This window comes from Shewanella jiangmenensis (genome assembly GCF_018596335.1).
In the GTDB taxonomy this organism is placed as follows: domain Bacteria; phylum Pseudomonadota; class Gammaproteobacteria; order Enterobacterales; family Shewanellaceae; genus Shewanella; species Shewanella jiangmenensis.
Window position 1 is genome coordinate 249772 of sequence record NZ_JAHEPS010000001.1, and the last position, 22108, is coordinate 271879.

Annotated in this window: 18 protein-coding genes; 8 read left to right on the forward strand and 10 right to left on the reverse strand. The window is 55.7% G+C overall.

What is annotated here, in order from left to right; translation table 11 throughout:
- The first annotated feature begins 228 nt into the window (after window positions 1-228).
- The 4 genes from KJI95_RS01175 to KJI95_RS01190 all read left to right on the forward strand — a co-directional run bounded on the left by KJI95_RS01175 (window position 229) and on the right by KJI95_RS01190 (window position 5211).
- Complete coding sequence (locus KJI95_RS01175; RefSeq protein ID WP_214505340.1) at window positions 229-1896, forward strand: sensor histidine kinase; 1668 nt, start codon at window positions 229-231, stop codon at window positions 1894-1896.
- A 25-nt stretch (window positions 1897-1921) separates the two neighbouring features.
- Window positions 1922-2632, forward strand: coding sequence for a two-component system response regulator BtsR (gene btsR, locus KJI95_RS01180; protein WP_214505341.1), 711 nt, complete (start codon window positions 1922-1924; stop codon window positions 2630-2632).
- A gap of 208 nt (window positions 2633-2840) precedes the next feature.
- Window positions 2841-4274: a carbon starvation CstA family protein gene (locus KJI95_RS01185; protein WP_214505342.1), complete on the forward strand. Its 1434-nt coding sequence runs from the start codon at window positions 2841-2843 to the stop codon at window positions 4272-4274.
- A 208-nt stretch (window positions 4275-4482) separates the two neighbouring features.
- A complete protein-coding gene (locus KJI95_RS01190; RefSeq protein WP_214505343.1) occupies window positions 4483-5211 on the forward strand; it encodes a VF530 family protein in 729 nt (242 codons plus the stop codon).
- 67 nt (window positions 5212-5278) lie between these two features.
- On the opposite strand, the gene KJI95_RS01195 is transcribed toward KJI95_RS01190, so the two are convergent.
- The 6 genes from KJI95_RS01195 to KJI95_RS01225 form a co-directional block, all read right to left on the reverse strand.
- A complete protein-coding gene (locus tag KJI95_RS01195; RefSeq protein WP_214505344.1) occupies window positions 5279-6085 on the reverse strand; it encodes a hypothetical protein in 807 nt (268 codons plus the stop codon).
- A gap of 101 nt (window positions 6086-6186) precedes the next feature.
- Entirely contained in the window at window positions 6187-6804 is a 618-nt protein-coding gene (gene ribA / locus KJI95_RS01200; protein ID WP_214505345.1) for a GTP cyclohydrolase II, read from the reverse strand.
- 269 nt (window positions 6805-7073) lie between these two features.
- Complete coding sequence (gene nrdG, locus KJI95_RS01205) at window positions 7074-7604, reverse strand: anaerobic ribonucleoside-triphosphate reductase-activating protein (protein WP_214505346.1); 531 nt, start codon at window positions 7602-7604, stop codon at window positions 7074-7076.
- An 11-nt stretch (window positions 7605-7615) separates the two neighbouring features.
- Window positions 7616-9733: an anaerobic ribonucleoside-triphosphate reductase gene (nrdD, locus tag KJI95_RS01210; protein ID WP_214505347.1), complete on the reverse strand. Its 2118-nt coding sequence runs from the start codon at window positions 9731-9733 to the stop codon at window positions 7616-7618.
- Between the two features lie 416 nt (window positions 9734-10149).
- Window positions 10150-11259 (reverse strand): patatin-like phospholipase RssA, encoded by a 1110-nt coding sequence (rssA, locus tag KJI95_RS01215; RefSeq protein ID WP_214505348.1) that lies wholly within the window; start codon window positions 11257-11259, stop codon window positions 10150-10152.
- Between the two features lie 330 nt (window positions 11260-11589).
- Window positions 11590-11769: a hypothetical protein gene (locus KJI95_RS01225; RefSeq protein ID WP_214505350.1), complete on the reverse strand. Its 180-nt coding sequence runs from the start codon at window positions 11767-11769 to the stop codon at window positions 11590-11592.
- A 244-nt stretch (window positions 11770-12013) separates the two neighbouring features.
- Here KJI95_RS01225 and KJI95_RS01230 point away from each other — a divergent pair, with 244 nt between their 5' ends.
- The 4 genes from KJI95_RS01230 (at window position 12014) to KJI95_RS01245 (ending at window position 15176) form a co-directional block, all read left to right on the forward strand.
- Window positions 12014-13393, forward strand: a complete 1380-nt coding sequence (locus KJI95_RS01230; RefSeq protein ID WP_214505351.1) for a DEAD/DEAH box helicase — start codon at window positions 12014-12016, stop codon at window positions 13391-13393.
- A gap of 74 nt (window positions 13394-13467) precedes the next feature.
- Complete coding sequence (locus tag KJI95_RS01235) at window positions 13468-13905, forward strand: DUF3010 family protein (RefSeq protein WP_214505352.1); 438 nt, start codon at window positions 13468-13470, stop codon at window positions 13903-13905.
- A gap of 21 nt (window positions 13906-13926) precedes the next feature.
- Entirely contained in the window at window positions 13927-14427 is a 501-nt protein-coding gene (locus tag KJI95_RS01240; RefSeq protein WP_214505353.1) for a M48 metallopeptidase family protein, read from the forward strand.
- A gap of 425 nt (window positions 14428-14852) precedes the next feature.
- Window positions 14853-15176, forward strand: a complete 324-nt coding sequence (locus KJI95_RS01245) for a hypothetical protein (RefSeq protein ID WP_214505354.1) — start codon at window positions 14853-14855, stop codon at window positions 15174-15176.
- A gap of 302 nt (window positions 15177-15478) precedes the next feature.
- Here KJI95_RS01245 and KJI95_RS01250 read toward each other — a convergent pair whose 3' ends face one another.
- The 4 genes from KJI95_RS01250 to KJI95_RS01265 form a co-directional block, all read right to left on the reverse strand.
- Window positions 15479-16738 (reverse strand): peptidoglycan DD-metalloendopeptidase family protein, encoded by a 1260-nt coding sequence (locus tag KJI95_RS01250; RefSeq protein ID WP_214505355.1) that lies wholly within the window; start codon window positions 16736-16738, stop codon window positions 15479-15481.
- A gap of 229 nt (window positions 16739-16967) precedes the next feature.
- Window positions 16968-20030 (reverse strand): AAA family ATPase, encoded by a 3063-nt coding sequence (locus tag KJI95_RS01255; protein ID WP_214505356.1) that lies wholly within the window; start codon window positions 20028-20030, stop codon window positions 16968-16970.
- Entirely contained in the window at window positions 20027-21169 is a 1143-nt protein-coding gene (locus tag KJI95_RS01260) for an exonuclease SbcCD subunit D (RefSeq protein WP_214505357.1), read from the reverse strand. The genes KJI95_RS01255 and KJI95_RS01260 overlap by 4 nt, the downstream gene beginning before the upstream one ends.
- Window positions 21170-21268: 99 nt before the next feature.
- Complete coding sequence (locus tag KJI95_RS01265) at window positions 21269-22039, reverse strand: TSUP family transporter (protein WP_214505358.1); 771 nt, start codon at window positions 22037-22039, stop codon at window positions 21269-21271.
- Between the last annotated feature and the right edge of the window lie 69 nt (window positions 22040-22108).

The following is a 22108-nucleotide window of genomic DNA, read 5'->3' on the forward strand; positions in this document are numbered from 1 at the left end:
GTTTGCGCTATGTCCACGCTATGAAGCACCAATGCTACGAAGCGCCAATGCCCGGCATTTATGTGATTACACAGCTGCGGATTTGGCCGGAGAAACGGCGCTCATAGCGCTAAACCGGTCGCAGTTCTTAAAACGGGCAATTGCCGCACACCTTATACCCTGCGCAGAATGGAGATTCTCTGCGCCAGCGCAAACATCTGCCACATGAGGCTTATCAGGAGAGCTTGAATGCCGTTGATCCTGCTGTTGACCCAACAAATGTGCCTCTATCTGGTGTTTGTCTACCTTGCCAGTAAAACGCCGCTGTTTAAGGTGCTGACCGAAAGCGCCCCCCGCCTGCCGCACAAAGTCATTATTTATTTGATGTTTTCAGCCTTTTGCATCATGGCGACCTACTTTGGTGAGCAAACCCATGGTGCCATCGCCAATACCCGCGCCATGGGTGCTGTGCTTGGCGGCTTACTGGGCGGGCCGGTCACCGGCTTTTTTGTCGGGCTCACCGGCGGATTGCACCGCTACAGCATGGGCGGCTTTACCGACCTTGCCTGCGCGCTGTCAACCACCCTTGAGGGCCTGTCGGCGGGGCTAATCAGCCTCACGTTGAGGCGCAGTGGTAAAAGCGAGCTGATTTATCATCCGTTTGTGGCGGGTTTTGTTACTTTTTACGCCGAAATCATGCAGATGCTGATCATTCTTTTGGTCGCCAAACCCTTTGATGATGCCTGGGGGCTGGTGCAGCAGATTGCGCCGCCAATGCTCTTGGTTAACTCCATGGGCGCGGCGCTGTTTATGAGCATGCTTAGGGATCAAAAGACCATGTTCGATAAGCTGTCGTCGGCATTTTCCACCAAGGCGCTCAAGATTGCTGAGCGCAGCGTGGGGCTGCTGTCGCAGGGCTTTAACGAAACCACCAGCGCTCAGGTGGCAAAAATCGTGATTGAAGAAACCAACGTGGGCGCCGTTGCCATTACCGACCGAGACAAGCTGCTGGCTTTTATCGGCATTGGCGCCGATCATCATTTGCCGGGCACGCCCATCGCCTCAAAAATCACCCTCGAAGCTATCCGCGATAACAAAGTCATGTTCGCCGATGGCGTGGAGATGCCCTATGCCTGCTCGATTTCGCCCCAGTGCCGTTTGGGCTCAAGCCTGGTTATTCCGCTTCGAAGCGACACCGAAGTGATAGGCACCATCAAACTCTACGAGCCCAAAAACAAGCTGTTTATAAACATCAACCGCACCCTCGGCGAAGGGATAGCCCGGCTGCTGTCCAACCAAATTTTGTACGGGCGGGTTGAGCAGCAAAAAAGCCTTCTGACCCAAACCGAACTTAAGCTGTTGCAGGCGCAGGTTAACCCGCACTTTTTATTTAATGCACTCAATACCATAGGCGCAATTACCCGCCGCGACCCGGATATGGCGCGAAGCCTGTTGCAAAAGCTGTCGCAGTTTTTGCGGATTAACCTTAAGCGCAGCCCCGGGCTCGTGACGCTCAAAGACGAGCTTGAGCACATAGATGCGTATCTTGGCATTGAAAAAGCCCGTTTTATCGACCGCCTCAGCGTGAATATCGCCATCCCCGAGGCGCTGCAGCACTATCGCTTACCGGCCTTTACCTTGCAGCCAATCATTGAAAATGCGGTAAAACACGGCACCTCGCAACTGCTCGAGCCGGGGGTGATTGAGGTGCAGGGCTCTGCCAGCGCGGATTGTGTATTACTTGAGGTGACGGATAACGCCGGCCTTTACCAGCCAAGTGAGTCCTGCGAGGGGCTTGGGATGAACCTGGTGCATAAACGCATTCAAAATCAGTTTGGCAAGCAATATGGGGTGTCGGTAACATGCGAGCGAGAATGCTTTACCCGCGTTACCATCACCCTGCCTTTGGCACAATAACAGCAACAACGGAGACAAACGGCGCGTGATTTCCTGCATATTGATAGATGATGAGCCCTTTGCCCGGGACGAGCTTGCCGAGCTGCTGCTATCCCACGCGGATGTCAAGGTGGTGGCCTGCGCCAGCAACGCCATCGAAGCCATTCAGGCGATTAATGAGCATAAGCCGCAGCTGGTGTTTCTTGATATACAGATGCCGCGCATCAGCGGTATAGAGCTGCTTGCCATGCTGGATAAGGCCACAATGCTGCGGGTGGTGTTTGTTACCGCCTTTGATGAATTTGCCATCAAGGCCTTTGAGCTGCATGCCTTTGATTATTTGCTTAAACCCATAGATGAAAAGCGTCTGGCACACACCCTTGAGCGGCTTCGGGGCGACCTTGAGCCCAGAGATTTATCACCACTGGCGCCGCAAACCTTGTCGCACCTGCCCTGCTTCAGCGGTAATAAACTCAAAGTGGTTCCCATTGAGGAAGTGGAGTTTATCTTCAGCGATTTGGGCGGCGTGCATGTGTCGACCAGGGCCGGCATGGTGCACACCCATCTGACGCTTAAAATGCTGGAGCAAAAAACGCCGCTGATGTTTTGCCATCGGCAGTATTTAATCGCGCCCTCGGCAATTGCCGAAATTGAGCTGATTGACGCCGGCGCCGAGGTTATCACCCGTCTTGGCAAACGCGTTCCGGTTTCGCGCCGCTATCTTAAGGAGCTGAAACAACATTTCGGTTTTCAATGAGCCCTGTTGCCAACGCCAATTCAAACCCGGTCCGATGCATTGACCGCCGCCTGACGATAGTAACAACCGCTTAACGGTGAATTCTCTCCGCTTAACAGTTCGTATCAACCGCTCAACAGGGCATATCAACCGCTCACCCAAAAGCGTCCCCCGCTTGCTGCCGACATCAGTAAACTGGTAAGCACTCAAAAAAGGGGAGACTAACAAGATGAGCTGGTTTTTACTCTGTGTCGGCTTACTGATTGCCGGCTATTTTATTTACGGCGCCTTCGTCGAGAAGGTGTTTGGCATTAATCCCAAGCGCCAGACACCGGCCTTCGCCCAAACCGATGGCGTTGACTATGTGCCCATGTCCAAGGGCAAAGTGTACTTAATTCAGCTGCTGAATATTGCCGGTGTCGGTCCTATCTTCGGCCCCATTCTCGGTGCACTCTATGGCCCGGCGGCCATGCTGTGGATTGTAATTGGCTGTATTTTTGCGGGTGCAGTGCACGACTATTTTTCGGGCATGTTGTCGGTTCGAAATGGCGGCCAATCTGTGCCAAACCTTGCCGGTAAATACCTAGGCAAGAGCGCCAAACACTTTATGAACGTGTTCGCGACCATACTGCTGCTGCTCGTTGGTGTGGTGTTTATCTCGGCTCCTGCGGGCCTGCTCGCTAAACTCACCGGCATGAGCGTGAGCATTTTCGTCGCGGTGATTTTTGTCTATTACCTTATCGCCACCATAGTACCGGTCGATAAAATCATCGGTCGCCTCTACCCCTTCTTCGGCGCCCTGCTGCTGTTCATGTCTGTGGGTCTAACTGTAGCGCTGCTGGTATCTTCCGAGCACAGCCTGCTGCCCGGCGTACAGGCAAGCGACTTCCTCCAGAACCTGAACCCCAACGACATGCCACTGTGGCCTGCCCTCTTTATCACCATCGCCTGCGGCGCCGTGTCTGGCTTTCACGCCACTCAGTCACCGCTGATGGCCCGCTGCATGGAAAACGAAACCAACGGCCGCTTCGTGTTTTACGGTGCCATGATTGGTGAAGGCATCATTGCGCTGATTTGGTGTGCCATCGCGCTGTCGTTCTTCGGCGGCGTAGAAGGACTTGCCACCGGCATGGCCGGCAACCCTGCAAACGTGGTGTATGAAGCCTCTACCGGCCTGCTTGGCGTAGTCGGCGGCTTTATGGCGGTGCTGGGTGTGATTATTCTGCCTATCACTTCAGGTGACACAGCATTCCGCTCTGCGCGCCTCATTTTGTCTGAGTTCTTCAACATGCCTCAGACCAAAATCTCCAAGCGTCTGGTGCTGGCAATCCCCCTGTTCGTGATTGGTGGCGTGCTGACTCAGGTCGACTTTGGGGTTATTTGGCGCTACTTCGGCGTTGCCAACCAGGCGACTGCTGTGCTGATGCTCTGGACTGCCTCCGCCTACCTGATGCGTGAAAACAAGCTGCACTGGATTTGTACCGTTCCGGCGCTGTTTATGACCACTGTGGTCGTAAGCTTCCTGCTGAACTCCGAAACCCTGGGCGCCGGCTTGCCGATGACCTTATCCACGGTAACCGGCATCCTGGTATCCCTCGCGGTAGCGGCGCTGCTGATTGTCAAAACCAAAGGCAAGGGTGTGGAGCTTGCCGAAGAGGTGTGACGCTAAGTCTTCATGACGTCAAAAGCCGGCATCTGCCGGCTTTTTGCTGCCAAAAACCGCTAAAGCGGCCGCTATGTTCATCGGATCCCACTGTGAGACGTCCAATAAACAGTTAAAACCGCGCCGCGCTGTGCTTTAGCCAGCGGGCAGTTTACAATAGCGCCATCTTTTGCCTTTTTACTGTCAGGCTTTGCCTGTGGTACCGCCCATGTCGTCGCAACCCAATAATCCCCTCCACGGCCTCACCCTCAAAGCCATGCTTGAGCATCTGGTCGATACCTTAGGCTGGCCGGTTTTAGCCGATAAAATCCGCATCCGCTGCTTTGCGGTGGATCCCTCTCTGGATTCAAGCCTTAAGTTCCTGCGCCGCACCTCCTGGGCGCGCACCAAGCTCGAACTCCTGTACCTTACCGAGCAGGGTTTCAGCGTACCGGAGCTCAAAGACAAAGCCGACAAAGCGGACAAGCGCGATGAGCGCGTAAGCAAGGACCGCAAAAGCCCCCAAACCCGTACAGATACCGGCAACGCTAACCGGAGCGGCAACACCAACCGGGGCGGCAATGTTTGGCGCAGCGAAAAAACTGATGACAAGCGCCACGAGGGCGCAGCTGAAAAGCGCAGCGACAAAAAATGTAATAAGCGCGGTGACTGGCCAAGTGATAAGCACAGCGAGCACGCGAGTGAAAAGCGCGCTAATAGACCAAGTGATAGACCCAGTGACAGAAGAAATGACAGGGCAAGTGACAAGCGCGGCAGTAAGCATCCTGCCAGCGCTCCTCATCAAAGCCGCGAGCCCGCAAGGCTCAAGGGACAGACTCTGACGCTGAAAAAGCCCGAAGACCGCAACATCAACACAGTCAAAGCCGACAAAGCAGATAGAGCAGATAACTCGGCCAACGCCAATATCTGGGGCAAGCCCAAAGGCGAAGCCGAGTAAACAAGCCGTTAGCTGAAGCTTTGACTTTGACTTTGGCTTTGGCTTTGGTTCTGGCTTTGACGCAGCCTCACAGCGGCAAACTGAAAAACAGACGCCACACGCCCTCACCGGCAACGCGGCTGTAACTCACCCCGAGCCGGTCGATGGTGGCAGGTTCAATCCCCATAGGCCGGTCGAAGGCAAGGCTCATTCCGGCCTCGACCGTGCTGCCCTGCATCAGCGCCCCCACCGGCTCATCTGCAAGCTCGCCTCGGCCAAAATACCAGTGCAGCGCCATAAAAAGCCTGGGCTCCATAAAGCGATCGAGCGCATAAAAACCAAGCCCGACACCTGAATCGACCCCGGTGGTGAGCGCCGAATAACTGTCATCCGCGCCCCGCTGAATACTGCGATAGCCAGCACTGTAAAAGCGGCTGACCCACAGCGGTGAATATTCAGGCGCGCCAAAGGCATACAGGGTTGAAATACCGGCCGACAAAATGCCCACATTGCTGCTGTCTGAAAAATTATGGCCAAAACCGATATCGAAATAGGCCTCCATTGCAAGCTTTTCGGTCGCCTGCCAGTGATATTCGACTCCGGGGGTCAGGGTGACCGTGCCAATGGCGTCGGGAAACTCGCCGTCAGGCAAATCCTGCCAGCGGTAATTGAAAAAACCCACCGACAGCGGCACGCGCAGCATCAGCATACCGTTATTGGTCGCTTCGATATCAAAACTCAGCGGCACGTTGGCCACGGCGGCGGTGTCACCGGCGGAAGAGTAAATACCGCTGCCAAGGTAGTTGGCAAAGGCATAGTGATTGACCTCTGGCGGCTCGGCGGCAGCGACGGCCAGGGGCAGGCATAACAGCGAAAAAAAGAGTTTGGTTTTCAATGGCTGCGGTGCATTCAGCAACGAATGCACCGACTATAAAAGGTTTTTAGCGCCAGCGCCAGCGACGTACGGCGCACAAAAGCGCAGCGGCAATTGCCAGCTTAATCCTGATGATCGCCGGCGAAATGCACTTCGGTCATCATATGGCCGAGCTCATCGGATTTGGTTTTAAGATAGGCTTCGTTATAGCGGTTTTTCCCCACCTGCAGCGGCACCCGCTCCACCACATCCATGCCCACTTCCTGCATGGCTTTTACCTTGCGGGGATTGTTGGTCATCAATCTGACCCGTGAAATGCCAAGGTGGGCCAACATGGGGGCAATCATATCGTACTTGCGCATATCGGCGGCAAAGCCGAGCTGCTCGTTGGCTTCGACTGTGTTGGCGCCTTTATCCTGCAACTCATAGGCGCGGATTTTGTTCAAAAGCCCAATACCACGCCCTTCCTGACGCAGATACAGAATAAAACCGCGGCCGGTTTCGGCAATGCGCTGCATGGCGGTTTGCAGCTGAAAACCGCAGTCACAGCGCAAACTGAACAGGGCGTCACCGGTCAGGCACTCGGAATGGATGCGGCCAAGCACAGGCGAATCACCACTGAGATCCCCGAAGGTCAGGGCAACATGCTCTTTGCCGGTGGTTTCATCTTCAAAACCGTGCATGGCAAAAACGCCCCAGGGGGTGGGTAACTTGGAGGTGGCGACATACTTTATCGACATGAATTTATCCTAACGACAGCGCTCACTCCGTGAGACCTTGGCTTTCCTTGATTGACAACAGCGGCAGATGATACGGCCAGGAGCGCTATTCTAAGCTTTTTTGGCCGTGGCCGAAATACCCAAGTGCCCTGCTGGGAAATAACCGACCGATTGCCAGGCCGTGTGGAGCGCATTAACCAAGCCTGATGCCACAGGTATGGCGGCACTCAGTCAGTCGCTAAGAACTACTCAGTCAGTCACTCGCTACTCAGTCACTGGCGATGAGCCACTCAGTCTCGGCGAGAGCCATCAGCCTCATCAGAAAAACCAAGGTCAGCTTCACAGCCATCACCTTCGGCACGCAAACGCAAAATGCGCTGATTGCTGCTGCCCCTGAACTCAAGCCGCCTGTCTGCCAGTGTCTGCTCAAATTTACCGTCCACCAGCACATCCACCAGCGCCACCACGGCGCGCTGGGCGTCGGTGAGGTGCTCAAAGGTGTAACCTGTCCAGAGCCACACATCCTTGCCTGGGCATTCACGGCGAACCCGTTCAAGCAGCGCCTTGATAGCGGCAAGATTATCGGGCAGCAGCGGATCGCCCCCCGATAAACTCAAGCCCCGGCGGCGGATGCGGGTATCGTTCAAATCCGCTATCAGCCGGTTTGCCATCGCCTCGTCAAACGGATGACCACTGCGCTTATCCCAGGTGGACTGATTGTAACAGCCGCGGCACTGATGCTCGCAGCCGGAGACAAACAGCGTCACCCGGGTGCCGGGCCCGTTTATCACATCCAGCGGAAAATACTGATGATAATTCACGCCACTCCCCGTTACAGATGCTTGACCCGGCGTTTCACTTCTTCCTGTTTGCCGTGGTTGAATGGCCGCGCATCTGGGCTGCCAAGGTAGCCGCAAACCCGGCGGGTCACCGATACCCGGCTTGGTTCATGGTTGCCGCATACCGGGCAGACAAAGCCCTTACTGGTACAGTCAAATTCACCGGTAAAGCCGCAGTCGTAGCACTCGTCTATCGGCGTGTTGGTGCCGTAATAAGGCACACGGCTGTAACTGTAATCCCACACATCCTCGAGCGCCTCAAGGTTATGCTGCATGTTGGGGTATTCGCCGTAGCAAATAAATCCGCCGTTTGCGAGCTCGGGATACGGCGCCTCAAAGTCGATTTTATCGAAGGGACTGACCTTTTTTTCCACATCGAGGTGGAAGCTGTTGGTGTAATACCCCTTGTCGGTGACGCCCGCCACCACGCCATAGGTTTTGGCATCGAGTTTGGCAAAGCGGCTGCAAAGGCTTTCGCTCGGGGTGCTGTAAAGGCTGAAGCCATAGCCGGTTTCTTTTTTCCAGCGCTCGGTCGCCGCCTTTAAGTAACGCACTATGGCCACGGCTTTTTCACGCTGCACAGGCGAGTCGTACACATGCTCCTGTGTGCCATACAGGGCATTAATGGTTTCGTGCAGGCCAATGTAACCGAGTGAAATAGACGCGCGGCCATTTTTGAAAATCGGCTCGATGTCATCGTTTGGTCTCAGGCGCACACCGCAGGCCCCTTCCATGTAAAGAATGGGCGCCACCCGCGCCTTCACCCCTTTTAGGCGCTCGATACGGCAATCCAGCGCCTGGCGCGCAAGTTTAAGCCGCTCATTCAAAATGACGTAAAAGCGGGTTTCATCGCCCTGTGCTTCCAGCGCGATGCCGGGCAGGTTCAAACTCACCACCCCGAGGTTATTGCGCCCTTCGTGCTCCATTTCGCCGTCTTTTTCATGCACCCCAAGAAAACTTCTGCAGCCCATGGGGGTTTTAAAGGAGCCGGTGACCCGCACTACCTGCTCGTAGTTGAGAATGTCCGGATACATGCGCTCAGACGCGCACCTGAGCGCCAGCTGCTTGATGTCGTAATTACAGTCGCCAGCCTTGTGATTAATGCCATCGCGAATGGCAAACACCAGCTTGGGGAACACCGCGGTTTTACGGTTTTTGCCAAGCCCCGCCATGCGCACCTTGAGGATAGATTGCTGAATAAGCCGGCTTTCAGTACTGGTGCCAAGGCCAAAGCCAAAGGTGACAAACGGCGTCTGACCATTGGCGGTATGCAGGGTATTTACTTCATATTCAAGCGACTGGAACGCATCGTGACACTCTTTCTCGGTCAGGGCACGGGCGTAGCTCGCAGCATCGGTAATGCCCCAATGCAGCGCGGTCTGATAGTGCTTGTCATAGCTTTTGGCGACATAGGGCGCGAGCACCTCATCGATACGGTTGATGGTGGTGCCGCCATAAATGTGGCTCGCCACCTGCGCGATGATCTGCGCCGTCACCGCCGTGGCTGTGGAGATGGATTTCGGGGTTTCAATTTCGGCATTGCCCATCTTGAAGCCCTTGGTCAGCATGCCGCCAAGGTCAATCAACATGCAGTTGAACATGGGGAAAAACGGCGAGTAATCCAAATCATGAAAGTGAATATGGCCCGCCTCATGGCCCGCCACCACTTCTTTGGGCAGAATATGACGCTTGGCATAATGGCGCGCAACGATGCCGGCGAGCAAATCCCGCTGGGTGGGAATGACCTTGGAATCCTTATTGGCGTTTTCGTGCAAAAGCGCCGCGTTAGTCTGCTCAACCAAAGAGCGGATTTCCAGATTAAGCCTGCTGGTAGCCTCGCGGCACACGTCGCGGTCGTGGCGATACTCGATATAGTGGCGGGCGACCTCTTTGTAGGGGCCTTCCATCAAACAGTTTTCAACGGCGTCCTGCAGCTCGTGAATTGCCACCTCGGCGCGGCCGGCCACGGCCGATGCCACCACAGATGCAACCGTGGCGGCATAATCACTATCCACCACACCGGCCACGCCCTGAGCGGCAATCACAGCATCCCTGATCCTGGCCTCATCAAAGGCCGCGCGGCAACCGTCCCGTTTGATAACCACTGGCATTGCTAGTTCCCCTTTGTCGATATCATCACTATATATAGAGATGATTTTTTATCCAGGCACAAAATGTAGTGTATTAGGCGACAAATGCCAGCGCGATACCTTGATATGGATCATGTTTGGGGAAAACATAAATTTCCCGAAAACGAAAATCTGTGGCAGGTAGCTTTTTCAAAAAAATCACCCTTGACCGCTGCGGCTTGGGCAGGTAGACGGGGAAAATTAACCAAAGCGAAAGCCTGAACGTCGACGGTAAAACCGCCAAGCTCAGGCAAGCGATAACAGGGAATGGAAGATTGTGCCGCCAGCCGTTGCCACCGCCCCGCGCACATTGATTCAGCCTGTGTAAATGTAGACTGTTTAAAGGCAGGTTGTTTACAGGCAGGTTGTGTACAGGCAGCTGATTTGGCGACAGTGGGTTATGTCGCTGCAGGTTTTGTTGCCGGCGCTGGCGATTTCTCCCTGTCGCCGCGAGCCTGAGTGCCGTCGCCGCGAGCCTTATTGCCGTCTGCGCGAATTTGAGTACCGCGCTTGGCGTGCTTATCGTGAGCAGGCGCTTCACTGCGGCCAAGCATGGCATCAATCAGATGGGCGTTATCCATCACAGCGCGGTAACCTGCATCAATCGCCTCGGCGGCGCGATGAAACTCCATGGTGCCAATGTCGCCAACCCTGGGCACTATGCACACATCGGGCGGATCGCCCATCAAGCGCGCCCGCTTGTGGCGCTGCTGAACAATTTCCATCGACTGGGTCATCACCGCGAGCATGCCCGGGTCATTGCTTGACCCAAGTGAAAATTTATCCGACAGACTGGCAATATAGTCTCGCCCACGGGCAAATAAATCCATAAAGCCCCCTTCCTGCGCGGCCAGCGCCCGCCGCTCTTCCTGCGGCGTTAAGGCTTCACTGCGAAGGTCTACCGGCAGACTCTGGATCCGGCTGCGACGATGTCCATCCAAATCCACCGCTATCACCAAATCCACCTCCAGCGCACGGCAGGCCGACACGGGCACCGGGTTTACCACGGCGCCATCCACGAGCCAGCGATGCCCCTGACGCACCGGCGGCAAGATCCCTGGCATTGAGCAGGATGCGCGCACCGCATGACGCAGATCCCCCTGGCGAAACCACACTTCCTGAGCGCTGTATAAATCGGTGGCCACCGCAATAAAGGGCATAGGCATGGATTCAATCTCGACATCGCCTATGTGGCTTTGCATGATGTCGAACACCTTTTCGCCGCGAATAAGACCGCCGCGGCGCCAGCTTAAGTCCATCATCCCAAGCACATCCCAGCTGGAAAAGCTGCGAACCCAGGCCTCAAGCGACTCAAGCTGACCGTTGGCATAGGCGGCGCCAACCAGCGCGCCGATGGAGCAGCCCGCCACCCGCTCGGGTTTGACATCAAGCTCCAGCAAGGCGTTAAGCACGCCTATGTGTGCCCAGCCCTTGGCCGCGCCGCTGCCAAGGGCGACACCTACGCGCACCGCTCCTGTCTGGCCTGCGTACCCTTTGTGGCCTGTCATCCTGGTTATCATCCTTAAATTCTGTAACGGAAATACGCTAAAAATGTAGCGCGTAGCGGTCTATGCAAGGTCATAGCATTAGCAGCAGGGTATCAATGCCAGACTGACTATAACCACGCTGACTATAACGAAGTTAGGGCGCCTTACACCAGTGATGGGAATCACGGCGGCTGAAATCACAGCGACTGAATTCACAGCGACTGAATTCACAGCGACTGAAATCACAGCAGTGGCAAAACGTGAGCATCAAAATGAGGTAGGAGTGAAAGCATTCCCGACAAAGGGGCTAACGGCTTGAACTCGAAGCCAATGAACAGGTTGAACTGCCGACTAGCGGGCGGAGCTTCGGGACTTAACCATATACCCAAGCCAGCCAAACCAGGACGACAGGGTGACAGCCAAAATCCACCAGCCTTTTTTGCGCGCCGACACCACATCGGACAAGCCGATATGCAGGACCGGGATCATCCAGCCAAAAACCACAATTGCAAGGGCAATCCAGAAATCCATTTGCTGCTCCAGATAGCTGCCGGGCGGGCGCTCAGGGTAAAAAAGTAACAATCGCTGCCCAAACATAAGCCAAAGCGACTGAGGCGCAAAAGCCAAAACGACGATAATTTGACAACCATCACAGAGATTGACACTTAAAAACGTTAGGAATGCAGATGAATTTTGCAGCAAACCAAGGTTGCCATGGCACTGAATCGCAGTTGGCGCTATAATTTGCGGCTTCAATTTTTCCGGAGAGCCTCCTTTGCAATTTACTGATTTTTCCCTCGACAAGCGCCTCTTGCAGAGCCTTAAACACATGGGCATAGAGACGCCAACGCCTATTCAGAGTCAGGCCATCCCTGTCGCCATGAGCGGCAAGGATCTGATGGCCTCGTCCAAAACAGGCTCGGGGAAAACGCTGGCATTTTTGCTGCCGGCATTGCAACGGGTGATTTCCACCAAAGCGCTGTCAAAACGCGACCCTCGGGTGCTGATTTTGCTGCCTACCCGAGAGCTTGCGCAGCAGGTATACGCCCAGCTGCGTTTGCTGGTTGCCAATACCCAATACCGCGCCATCAGCGTGCTTGGCGGTGAAAACTTTAACGATCAGGCCAAGGCGCTTGCCAAAGAGCCGCAGTTTATCGTGGCGACGCCGGGTCGTATCGCCGATCACCTCGAGCAGCGCCATCTGTTTTTGAGTGGCCTTGAACTGCTGATTCTCGATGAAGCTGACCGTATGCTCGATTTGGGTTTCGCGCCGCAGCTTAAGGCCATCAACGCCGCCGCCGACCATCGCCGCCGCCAGACGCTGATGTTTTCCGCCACCCTGGATCACGGTGAAGTGCAGGAGCTTGCCAGCGAGCTTTTGAATGAGCCTGAGCACATTGCCATCGATGCAGTGCACCTTGGCCATGGCGATATCGAGCAAAAAATTATCTTAAGTGACAATCTTGAGCATAAAGAAGCGCTGCTTGAGCGTTTGCTGCAGCAGCAGGATTTCCGCCAGGTGATGATTTTTACCGCCACCCGCCAGGACACAGAGCGCCTGGCAACCCTGCTGGCCGAAAAAGGCCACAGCACAGCCGCGCTCTCGGGCGAGCTGCGCCAAAGCCAGCGCAATCAAATCATGGACAGCTTCAGCCGCGGCCATCAGCGCATTCTGGTGACCACTGACGTGGCCTCACGCGGCCTCGACATTGGCACTGTGTCGCTGGTAGTAAACTTTGACATGCCCAAGTTTGCCGAAGAGTACGTGCATCGCATCGGCCGCACCGGCCGCGCCGGCAACAAGGGCAATGCCGTGTCTCTGGTGGGCCCAAAAGACTGGGACAACTTCCTTAAAGTACAGTTGCTGCTGCGTAAAACCTTCGAGTTTTCAACCCTTGAAGGGCTCGAAGCCAAGTTTACAGGCCTTGCCCCCAAGCGTGCCCGCAAAGCCCCTGCCGCCAAGACCGAAGGCGCAGCCAAAGACAGCAACAAGGCGGCTCCTCGCGCCAAAGCCGGTAAAACCGGACGCGATCGCCGCTTCCATACCGGCATCGACATTGGCGATGCGCCGCTGATGCGTAAAAAGCCCCTGGTCGCGGCGCCGCAGCCCGATTTGCCCGATGACGACGAAGAAGAATTCGAACTGCCTGAATAACGTCAGGCGGCGGTAACACAATATCAACTCAGGCGGTAAACGCCGCCTGAGTCACGAATGAGTAAGGAATAGATATGAGAATTTGTGGTGTAGAGCTTAAAGGTGCCGAAGCCTTTATCAGCCTGGTTGGCTACGACAAAGAAGCGTTTAACGTGCCTGAATGTCGCAAACACACCTTCACCGTAAACGATGCCGCCTCCCAGGAAGTCATTCGCGAATTTCAGTTCGCCTTTGCGAAACTGATGGAAGACTACAAGGTTGAAGAAGTGGTTATCATCGAGCGCGAGCAAAAGGGCAAACTGGCGGGCAGCGCCATCAGCTTCAAGCTTGAAGCCGCCATTCAGCTTGGCAGCCTGCCGGTGACCCTGCTTAAAGCAACCACCATTCGCGAGCAGCTCAAGCGCAACCCGCCGCAGGTGGATTACGAGGTGCTGGGTCTTAAGCGCTTCCAGATCCCGGCCTTTGAAGCCGCCTACGCACTGCAAAACGGCCGCATCTACGGCAAGCTCTGATCCTGCCGGAACTGTCGTAGCGTGAGTCAGTATCTGGCCCATTATCCCGAGCAGGTGCGCGCCCAGGTGGACACCCTGCTTGCTGCCGGTAAACTTGGTCAGGTGCTGGCACGGCGCTATCCGGATTGCCACGATATCCGCAGTGACAAAGCGCTCTACGATTACACTCTGGCGCTTAAAAACACCTTTTTAAAGCGCTCCGAGCCGCTTGCGAAAGTCTGTTTTGACGACAAAATCAGCTTAAAGCAACAGGCGCTTGGGCTGCATACCACCATATCCCGCATTCAGGGCAATAAGCTTAAGGCCAAACGCGAAATTCGCATCTCTTCACGGCTTAAATCGGTGCCCGAACCCTTGCTCAGAATGGTCGTGATCCATGAGCTCGCCCACCTTAAAGAGCGTGACCACAACAAGGCCTTTTATCAGCTTTGCTGCCATATGGACGGCGACTATCATCAGCTGGAGTTTGACTTACGCCTGCTGCTGACTGCGATAGACGCAGGCCAGAGCCCGTTCGCATAAGCCCATTTGCATAAGCCCCTTATCATAAGCCAGCTCGCATAAGTCCTGCCCTTGCACCGCGTTGCGGCTTTGGGTTGCGAGCCTGACACGACACCTTGACTGATAATAGTTTTCATTTAGAATAAATTATCTACTTTTGGTTGAAGCAAGCACCTGTGCCACATTCTCAAAGCCCTTCACATAGTCCTTCACATGGCCCTTCACATAGCCCTTCAAAAAGCCAATCTCATGGTCACGGCCAGTCTCCAGGCGATGACAAGGCCTTTGATATCAGCTGCGGCAAGTCGGGTAAAGCTGAGAGTAAAGCGCAAAAGAGATTAGCCAAGCTTTGCCATAAGGCGGCGCGCAAATCACTGGGGTTGAAAAAAGCGGAATTAAAAACCGCCGTTAATCTGGCCATAGTAAGTGAACTTGGCGACGCATTGATGCAATCATCCAAGGTGCAGGCACTGCCCTGCCCCGCCAAGGGCGAAAAGAAAGCAAGGCAAAAGCTGTTAACCAAACTCGCCCGTCGCAGCCTGATTGAATCGAGCTCCTTACTCAGCACCAAGCCGAGTGCCAATGACGGCGACCTGCCGCGCGCGAATGCGCCCCAAAAAGCACTCAGCATCGCCAAACTGCGTCCGGCCCAGGGCAGCATGGCCTTCGCCCTCACGCCGCTGAAACGCCGCCCCTGCGGCGGCTGTGAGGCGCTCAAAGGCGGTCTGTGTCAGTGCGCGCTGAAACTTGCCAAACGCCGGGCAGGATAAACCAAACTCCGCAACCGCAAGCCGTATCCGCAGTTCCTTTACTCAGCGCACCTTTGGATCAAGCACGCGTTTTATTCAAGTGCTCCGCTGACTCAAGTGCTCTGTTGACCCAAGTGCTCTGCAGCCTTAAGCACTCCGCGAACTTCATCGCGCAAAAACCGCGCCGCTGCACTCCGCCACTGAAATTCCGCCATTGACATTACCGACATTTGCATTACCGGCACAAAAATTACAGCCATGAAAAAAGCGACCCTGAGGTCGCTTTCTGTTGATGCTTTCGAGCACAGTGTCCGCTTTCGCTATCAGCCCAAATTCATCAGCATCTGACGGCTGCGAACCAGCGAGATAAACTCTGACAGTTCATTGGCATTAAGCGCAGTCGAGGTTGGCAGCGATACCTTCATCGGGTCAACCGGACGACCATTGACGTGGAATTCATAGTGCAGGTGCGGACCGGTGGAGCGGCCGGTGTTACCGGACAGCGCAATCACCTGACCACGACTGACGCGATCGCCCTTCTTCACCAATGACTTGGACAGGTGCAGATAGCGGGTCTTGAATTTGTTACCGTGCTCAATCACCACGTACTTACCGGCAAACTGGTGATCAGTCACCATGGTTACCACGCCATCACCGGGTGCAACCACCTTGGTGCCGATAGGTACACCAAAGTCAGTACCGTTGTGCGGCGCTACGCGGCCGGTCACAGGGTGTTTGCGGTGTGAGTTGAAGTGAGAGGTCAGACGCATTTGTTTTTCAAGCGGAATACGCTGGAACGACTTGGCGAGGCTATTGCCTTTGGCGTCGTAGAAGTTGCCGTCGCTGTGCTGGAATGCGGTGATTTCGCGCTTGCCGCTCTTGATTTGGATGCCGAGGATCTGGCTCGCACCAGTGGCAACGCCTTCAACATACTGATCGTTTGCCAGCACAGAGAAGGTATCGCCGGCGCGAAGGTCGCGGGAGAAGTTCAGCTTTTCTTTCAGCAGCGACTCCACCTTGGTGATTTCGGCGGCTGACAAGCCCATGCGCTGGGCGGAAACGTAAAATGAACCACGGATTTCGCCGCTGGAGATACGGTTTTGCCACAGGCCATCGACCACGATTTCTTCGGCGTTAAAACTGCCATCGGCAAAACGGGTAAACACCACCTGACGGGCGGGGCTGAAGTACAGCTCCAGTTTTTGCAGCTCGCCATTGTTGTCGAGCCAGAACTTAATGCGGTTGTCCGGCATCAGGGTATCGAGTGCCAGCACGTTCAGGTCGGCTTCAAGCACCTGATACATGGTTTGCTGGTTAATACCGGCGCGGGAAAACAAACTGCTCAGGGTATCACCCTTGGCAATCAGATAATCATAATGGGGGGTTGATTCAGCGGGCATCACCGGCAAAGGCGCGGCAGACATCTGCGGCAGCAGTGAATCCATGTCCAGTGCCACCGGAACACGCTCGGTTACCGGCTTGTGAGTCACGGGCCACAATACGGAGGCGCCGACCAACAAACTACCCAACAGCAGCACGCGCTTATGGAAGTTGGGTAAACTGGAAATATGCGTAAAAAACATATTGTTTTTATTGTATATTTTAAGCATCAACCCTGAAGTTTCCTGTGTTGCCAGTTATTATTATCAGTGTTTTTTTCCTGTCTTTTTGCAGGAATCTGTCTCTTTTACACCATAAACGGCGTAGAGCACAAGCCTTTTAAGGCTTTCGCATGAAAAACCACACTGTCCGTGGGGGATGCTAAACAAATCCCCAACACGAAACTGTGAGGCAAACGCCGTTTTAAACCTGTCAAGGCAACGTCAGGTTGATTTGACTGCCAAGCGGGCCGCGCAGCACATTTATTAGGGTGCCAATCTGCTCTTTCATCTCGCTGACGTGGGAGATAACGCCTATCATCCGGCCGGAGGATTGCAGGTCAACCAGGGTGCGGATAGCAAGCTCCAGCGCTTCCTGATCAAGACTGCCAAAGCCTTCATCAATAAAGAGGGTGTCGAGCTTAATGCCGCCGGCATAGGCCTGCACCACATCCGACAGCCCAAGCGCCAGTGCCAGCGCCGCCATAAAGCTCTCGCCGCCGCTTAGGGTCGCCACCGGCCGCACCTTGCCGGTGTAGGCATCTTCCACATCCAAATCCAGCCCCGAGGCCTTATTGCCCTTCGCTCTGTCCTCTTTGCGAATAAGACGATAGCGGCCCTTGCTCATTTGCAACAGCCGCACGCTGGCTTCAATCAGCACATCATCCAGCAGCACTCCAAGCACAAAGCGCTGTAAGCTTATCCGCTCGCCGCTGCTGCCACTGGCCGCATCCGACAACGTGCCGATAAGGGCGTAATCGGCATCGAGTCTGGCGCTGGAAGCCGCCTCGGCATCGAGCTGACTTCTGGCGCGGCTCAGCATCACCTGATTATCGTTAATGCCCTGCCAGACGCTTGTAGCCTCAGTAAAGGCCTGCTGCGCCGTGGCTTCCTGCGCGACAAGCGCATCCATCACGGGCGGCGTGTCATCGCCAAGGGCTTCCTGCTGGGCGCTCAGGCGCTCCTTAAGCCCAAGTAAGCGCTCTTGCCAGGCCGTCATCGCCGCCTTTGCCGACGCAAGCGTATCCGCACTCATCCGCGCGCGGATAAAGTCCTGCTCGTCAACAAAGCCTTTGGCGGCAAGCTCAGACTCAAAACGTGCCCGCGCGGCGTCGGCTTTGGCCTTGCCTTCTAACTGTGCCTTAAGCGCAGCCTCGCGCCGCTCGGTGCACTGGTCATGCTGGCTTTGTGCATCCACCAAGGCAGTTTGCAGGCTCCCCATTTGGGTTGAAAGCTGATTGATACTCCCCTGAAGCTCAAGCAGATGGGCATCAAACGCCTGCTCGCTGCCAAGGCGCTGACAAACCTCGGGCATGGTGGCAAGCAGGCTGTCCCGCTCGCTGCGGCCATTGCCAAGCTCCAGCGCCTGGGCGCTGCAACGTGCCTGCAGGGCCTCGATTTGCGAAAGCTGCTGCTTCGCGGCGCTATCAAGCGCTGATAATTCATCATCAAGACCAAGCAGCGTCGACTGCGCCGCCTTGGCGCGGGCGCAGCTCTCCTTTTGCACGGCAAGCTCAGCCGCTTTTTGCTCAAGGCTACTTGCCAGCGCATTGCCAAGCTGCTCAGCATCCGCGGCAAGCTCAGCGCGCATGCCATCGAGGCGCTGCTTTTGCGCCTTATAATCGGAGCGGGCGCGGCTTAAGGCTTCACGGGCCTGCTGCTCAGCGCGCCGGGCGCGGTCAATCTCCTCATCTGAAGGCAGTGTGCCTTCATGGTGGGCCGGATTTGGATGAGCCGTGCTGCCGCATACGGCGCAGGGCGCACCGGGCATGAGCTTTGTTGCCAATATCGCCGCCTGCCCCTGGTGCCAGGCAAGCTCCAAACGCTCCCGCGCCTCAACCTGCTGCGCCTCAATGGCCTTGGCTTCGCGCCCTTCGGCTTCCAACTGATGTAAATGCTCGGCTAACTGAGTAGCGGCCTGTGCTTTTTGCTGGTATTGCTGCTGGCGCTGATAAAGCTCGGTTTGCTTAAGAAACTCCGCCTCGAGATTACCGGCGCTGCTGGCAAGCTGCATCAGCTCGCGCCGTTTTACCCCAAGCTCGTTTATCCGAGCCTGGGTTATGCCAAGGGTTTGTCTGGCATGATTAAGCTCTGCTTCTGCGCCGCCTTGGGAGCGCTCAAGGCCTGCAATGGTGTGGCTTAACGCCGTAAGCCGAGCCATACGAGGGCGCCACTCTGCAAGTTTGTCGGCATCGTTTTGCCGTGACCTGCGCTTTTCATCAAGAAGTGGCAACTCATCGGCACTGCGCTTTGCCAGTGCTAAACGCTCTGCCGCTCGGGCCGCCCCTTCGGTTGCCGCAGCAAAGCTTGCCTCAAAGCCCTTAAGCTCGGTTTGGCGCTCAATCCAGGCCTGCGCGCTCGCGCTGACACTGTCGGCGCGCGCAGCCCGCTCCAGCTGCTTCCCAAGCGCGTTCATCTCGTCAGCCTTTGCGCTTTCTTCGGCTAGCCGCGCCTTGGTGTCATTGAGCGCCGCAAATTCCCGAAGTTTCGCCTCGGCGGCCTGGCGCTTTGCCCGCGCGTCGGCAAGTGCAAGCTCGGCCGCCTGTTTGGCTGTGGTTGCCATATCAAGCTCAGGCGCAAGGGCGGCGAGCATGGCATTAAGCGCATCGAGGCTTTCAGCGCCTGCGGTTTCCAAAATCCCGGCGCGGCGGGCTTCAAGCTCTTTGGCGCGGGCTTTAAGCTCCAGCGCCCGCTGCTTGAGGCTATCTTCAATGCGCTTATAAATGCCGGTTTGAAACAGCTGGCCAAAAATCGCTTCGCGCTCTTTGGAGTCAGCAAGGAGGAGCTTTCGAAACTGCCCCTGGGGCAGCACCATCACCTGGCGGAACTGCTCAACTTCAAGCCCGAGCAAATCTTCAATCATGGCGGTGACTTCAGTCACCTTACCCACCGCCAGCGGCTCGGTTTTGTCGCCGTCGATACGCTCAAGGAACGCCTCACTTTTTTGCAGCGTAAAGCCATCGCCACTTTTTTTGGCGCGCGGCTGCTCGGGAATGCGCTTGATGCGGTATTCACGCCCGCCAAGGGCAAATTCAAAAATCACTTCGGTCAGCACATCGTCGGGCGCACTGTCGCAGCGCATCTGGCTGCCTTCACGCTCGTTGCCTGTGGTCTTGCCGTAAAGCGCAAAACAGATCCCGTCGAGAATGGTGGTTTTTCCGGCACCTGTGGGGCCATTAATCAAAAACAGCGGCCAGTCGCCAAGGGCACTGAAATCGATTCGCTGACAATCGGCAAAGGGGCCAAAGGCGGTCATTTCAAGGCTGAGCGGCTTCATTTCGACTCTCCCCTGTGCAGGGAAGCGATCAGCTCACTCATCAGCGAGCGCTGCGCCTCTGTCATGGGTGAACCCTGCACCTGATTAAAAAAGTCTTCAAACATCAACAGCTCACTCTTTTGCATCCGTTCACGACCGGGCCCGGTAATGCTGCGCTCCTGCAGCAGGCCGGTGCGCTCAAGGTGAAGCACATTGGGGTACACAGCACGAAGCTTGGCCATGGGCTCGAGAATGGCGTGGGTATCGAGGAGGCGCACCATCAGGTAGTCCTCACGGCCTGATGAAGTTTTGCCCTCTTCGAGCAAGGCATCAAGATAGCCCTCTATCACCCGCACATCGTGGCGCGGCGTAATGGGCAGCAGCGTGATTTGGGGATCTTCACCGGCGCGAAGCTCCACTAACGTCACTGATTTATTGTGTTTTGTTTCGCTGAAGGAGTATTTAAGCGGCGAGCCTGAATAGCGCACATGCTGCTGCCCCTTGAACTGTGGCCCGTGAAGGTGCCCAAGCGCCGCGTAATCAAAGGGATAAAAGAGGCTTGGTGAAACCTTGTCAGCGCCGCCGATAGACAGCGGCCGCTCTGAGTCCGATTCGCTGCCGCCGTCGATGAAACAGTGACTCAGCGCCACCCGAGGCAGGCCCTGATTGTCATGGGCGAGCGCGCGCTCAATCAGGGCGCTGAGCGCCTCTTCATGGGTGTGAATATCCAGTTCAAGCAAATGCCTGACCAGCGCAGGCTCGGCGTAGGGAATAGGATAGAAAAAGGCACTGCCGGATTTGCCATCGATGCGGATAGGCTTGATGTCGGCCGCTACCGGCCCCTGAATATAAAGCCCAGCGCCGGCCATCTGCCGCGCGCCAAAGGCAATCCGCTCCTGACCATCGTGATTGCCGCCAATGGCAATCACAGCGACGCCAAGCTTTAAGGTGACTTGCTCAAGAAACTCATCCAGTAAGGTCACAGCGGCTGCGGGCGGCACCGAGCGGTCAAAAATATCACCGGCAATCAGCAGCGCATCCACCTGATGCTCTTCAATAAGTTTAAGCAGGGTTTGAAGCATCGCCGCCTGTTCGTCCAGCAGCGACTGATTGTGCAGCGTCCGGCCAAGATGCCAGTCGGAGGTGTGGATGAATCTCATGCAAATCCCTGTTTGCCGGTAAATTGAGACTCATACTAGGGGAATAACAAGGCAGTGTGAAGGCGATAGCCACGCTATAGCCTTCAACTGCTTAGCGCGTCACCACCACTGAAACTGACTGCCGAGCAACTTAAGGCTCATGGCGACCGACATCATGACCACCAGCGGACGGATAATGGCGGTGCCTTTGGAAATCACCAGCTTGGAGCCGAGGGTGGCGCCAATCGCCTGCCCTATCAGCATCACGCCGCCAAGCACCCACACCACTTTGCCGCCCAAGGTAAAAAACACCAGCGATGAAATATTGGTGGCAAAGTTCAGCACCTTGGCGTGAGCCGTGGCCTTGGCAAGGCCAAAACCCGCAAGACTCACGAAGGCAAGCGCAAGAAAACTGCCGGTGCCCGGGCCAAAAAAGCCATCATAAAAACCAATCCCTAGCGCTGCGGTAAAGGCAAACACTGTCGGCGTCAGCACCCGGTGGCGGTCATCTTCACTGATTTTTTTGGAAAACAGAAAGTAAGCGCCAATGGCGAGGATAAGAAACGGCAGCACGGTTTCAAGCAGTGCAGCGTCAATGGATTGCACTGTGATGGTGCCCAGCGCCGCGCCGATAAAGGCGCACAGGATGGCAAGCTTGAGGCTGGCAAGATCGACCATTTTCTTTCTTACAAAATAAAGACTTGCGAAAAAACTGCCGCCGCAGGCCTGCAGCTTGTTGGTGGCAAGCGCCGCCGCCGGTGACAACCCGGCCCACATCAACGCCGGAATGGTCAGTAAGCCACCGCCGCCGGCAATGGCATCGATAAAGCCCGCCAGCATGGCAACCAGAAACAGCACTGCAGCGAGTTCAAACGTCAGGGCAAAGTCCATCAAACATCCTAAAAATCATGCGCCGGGCAACGCCGGTTTTAATCAAATCAGACAAAAAAGAAAGCCCCG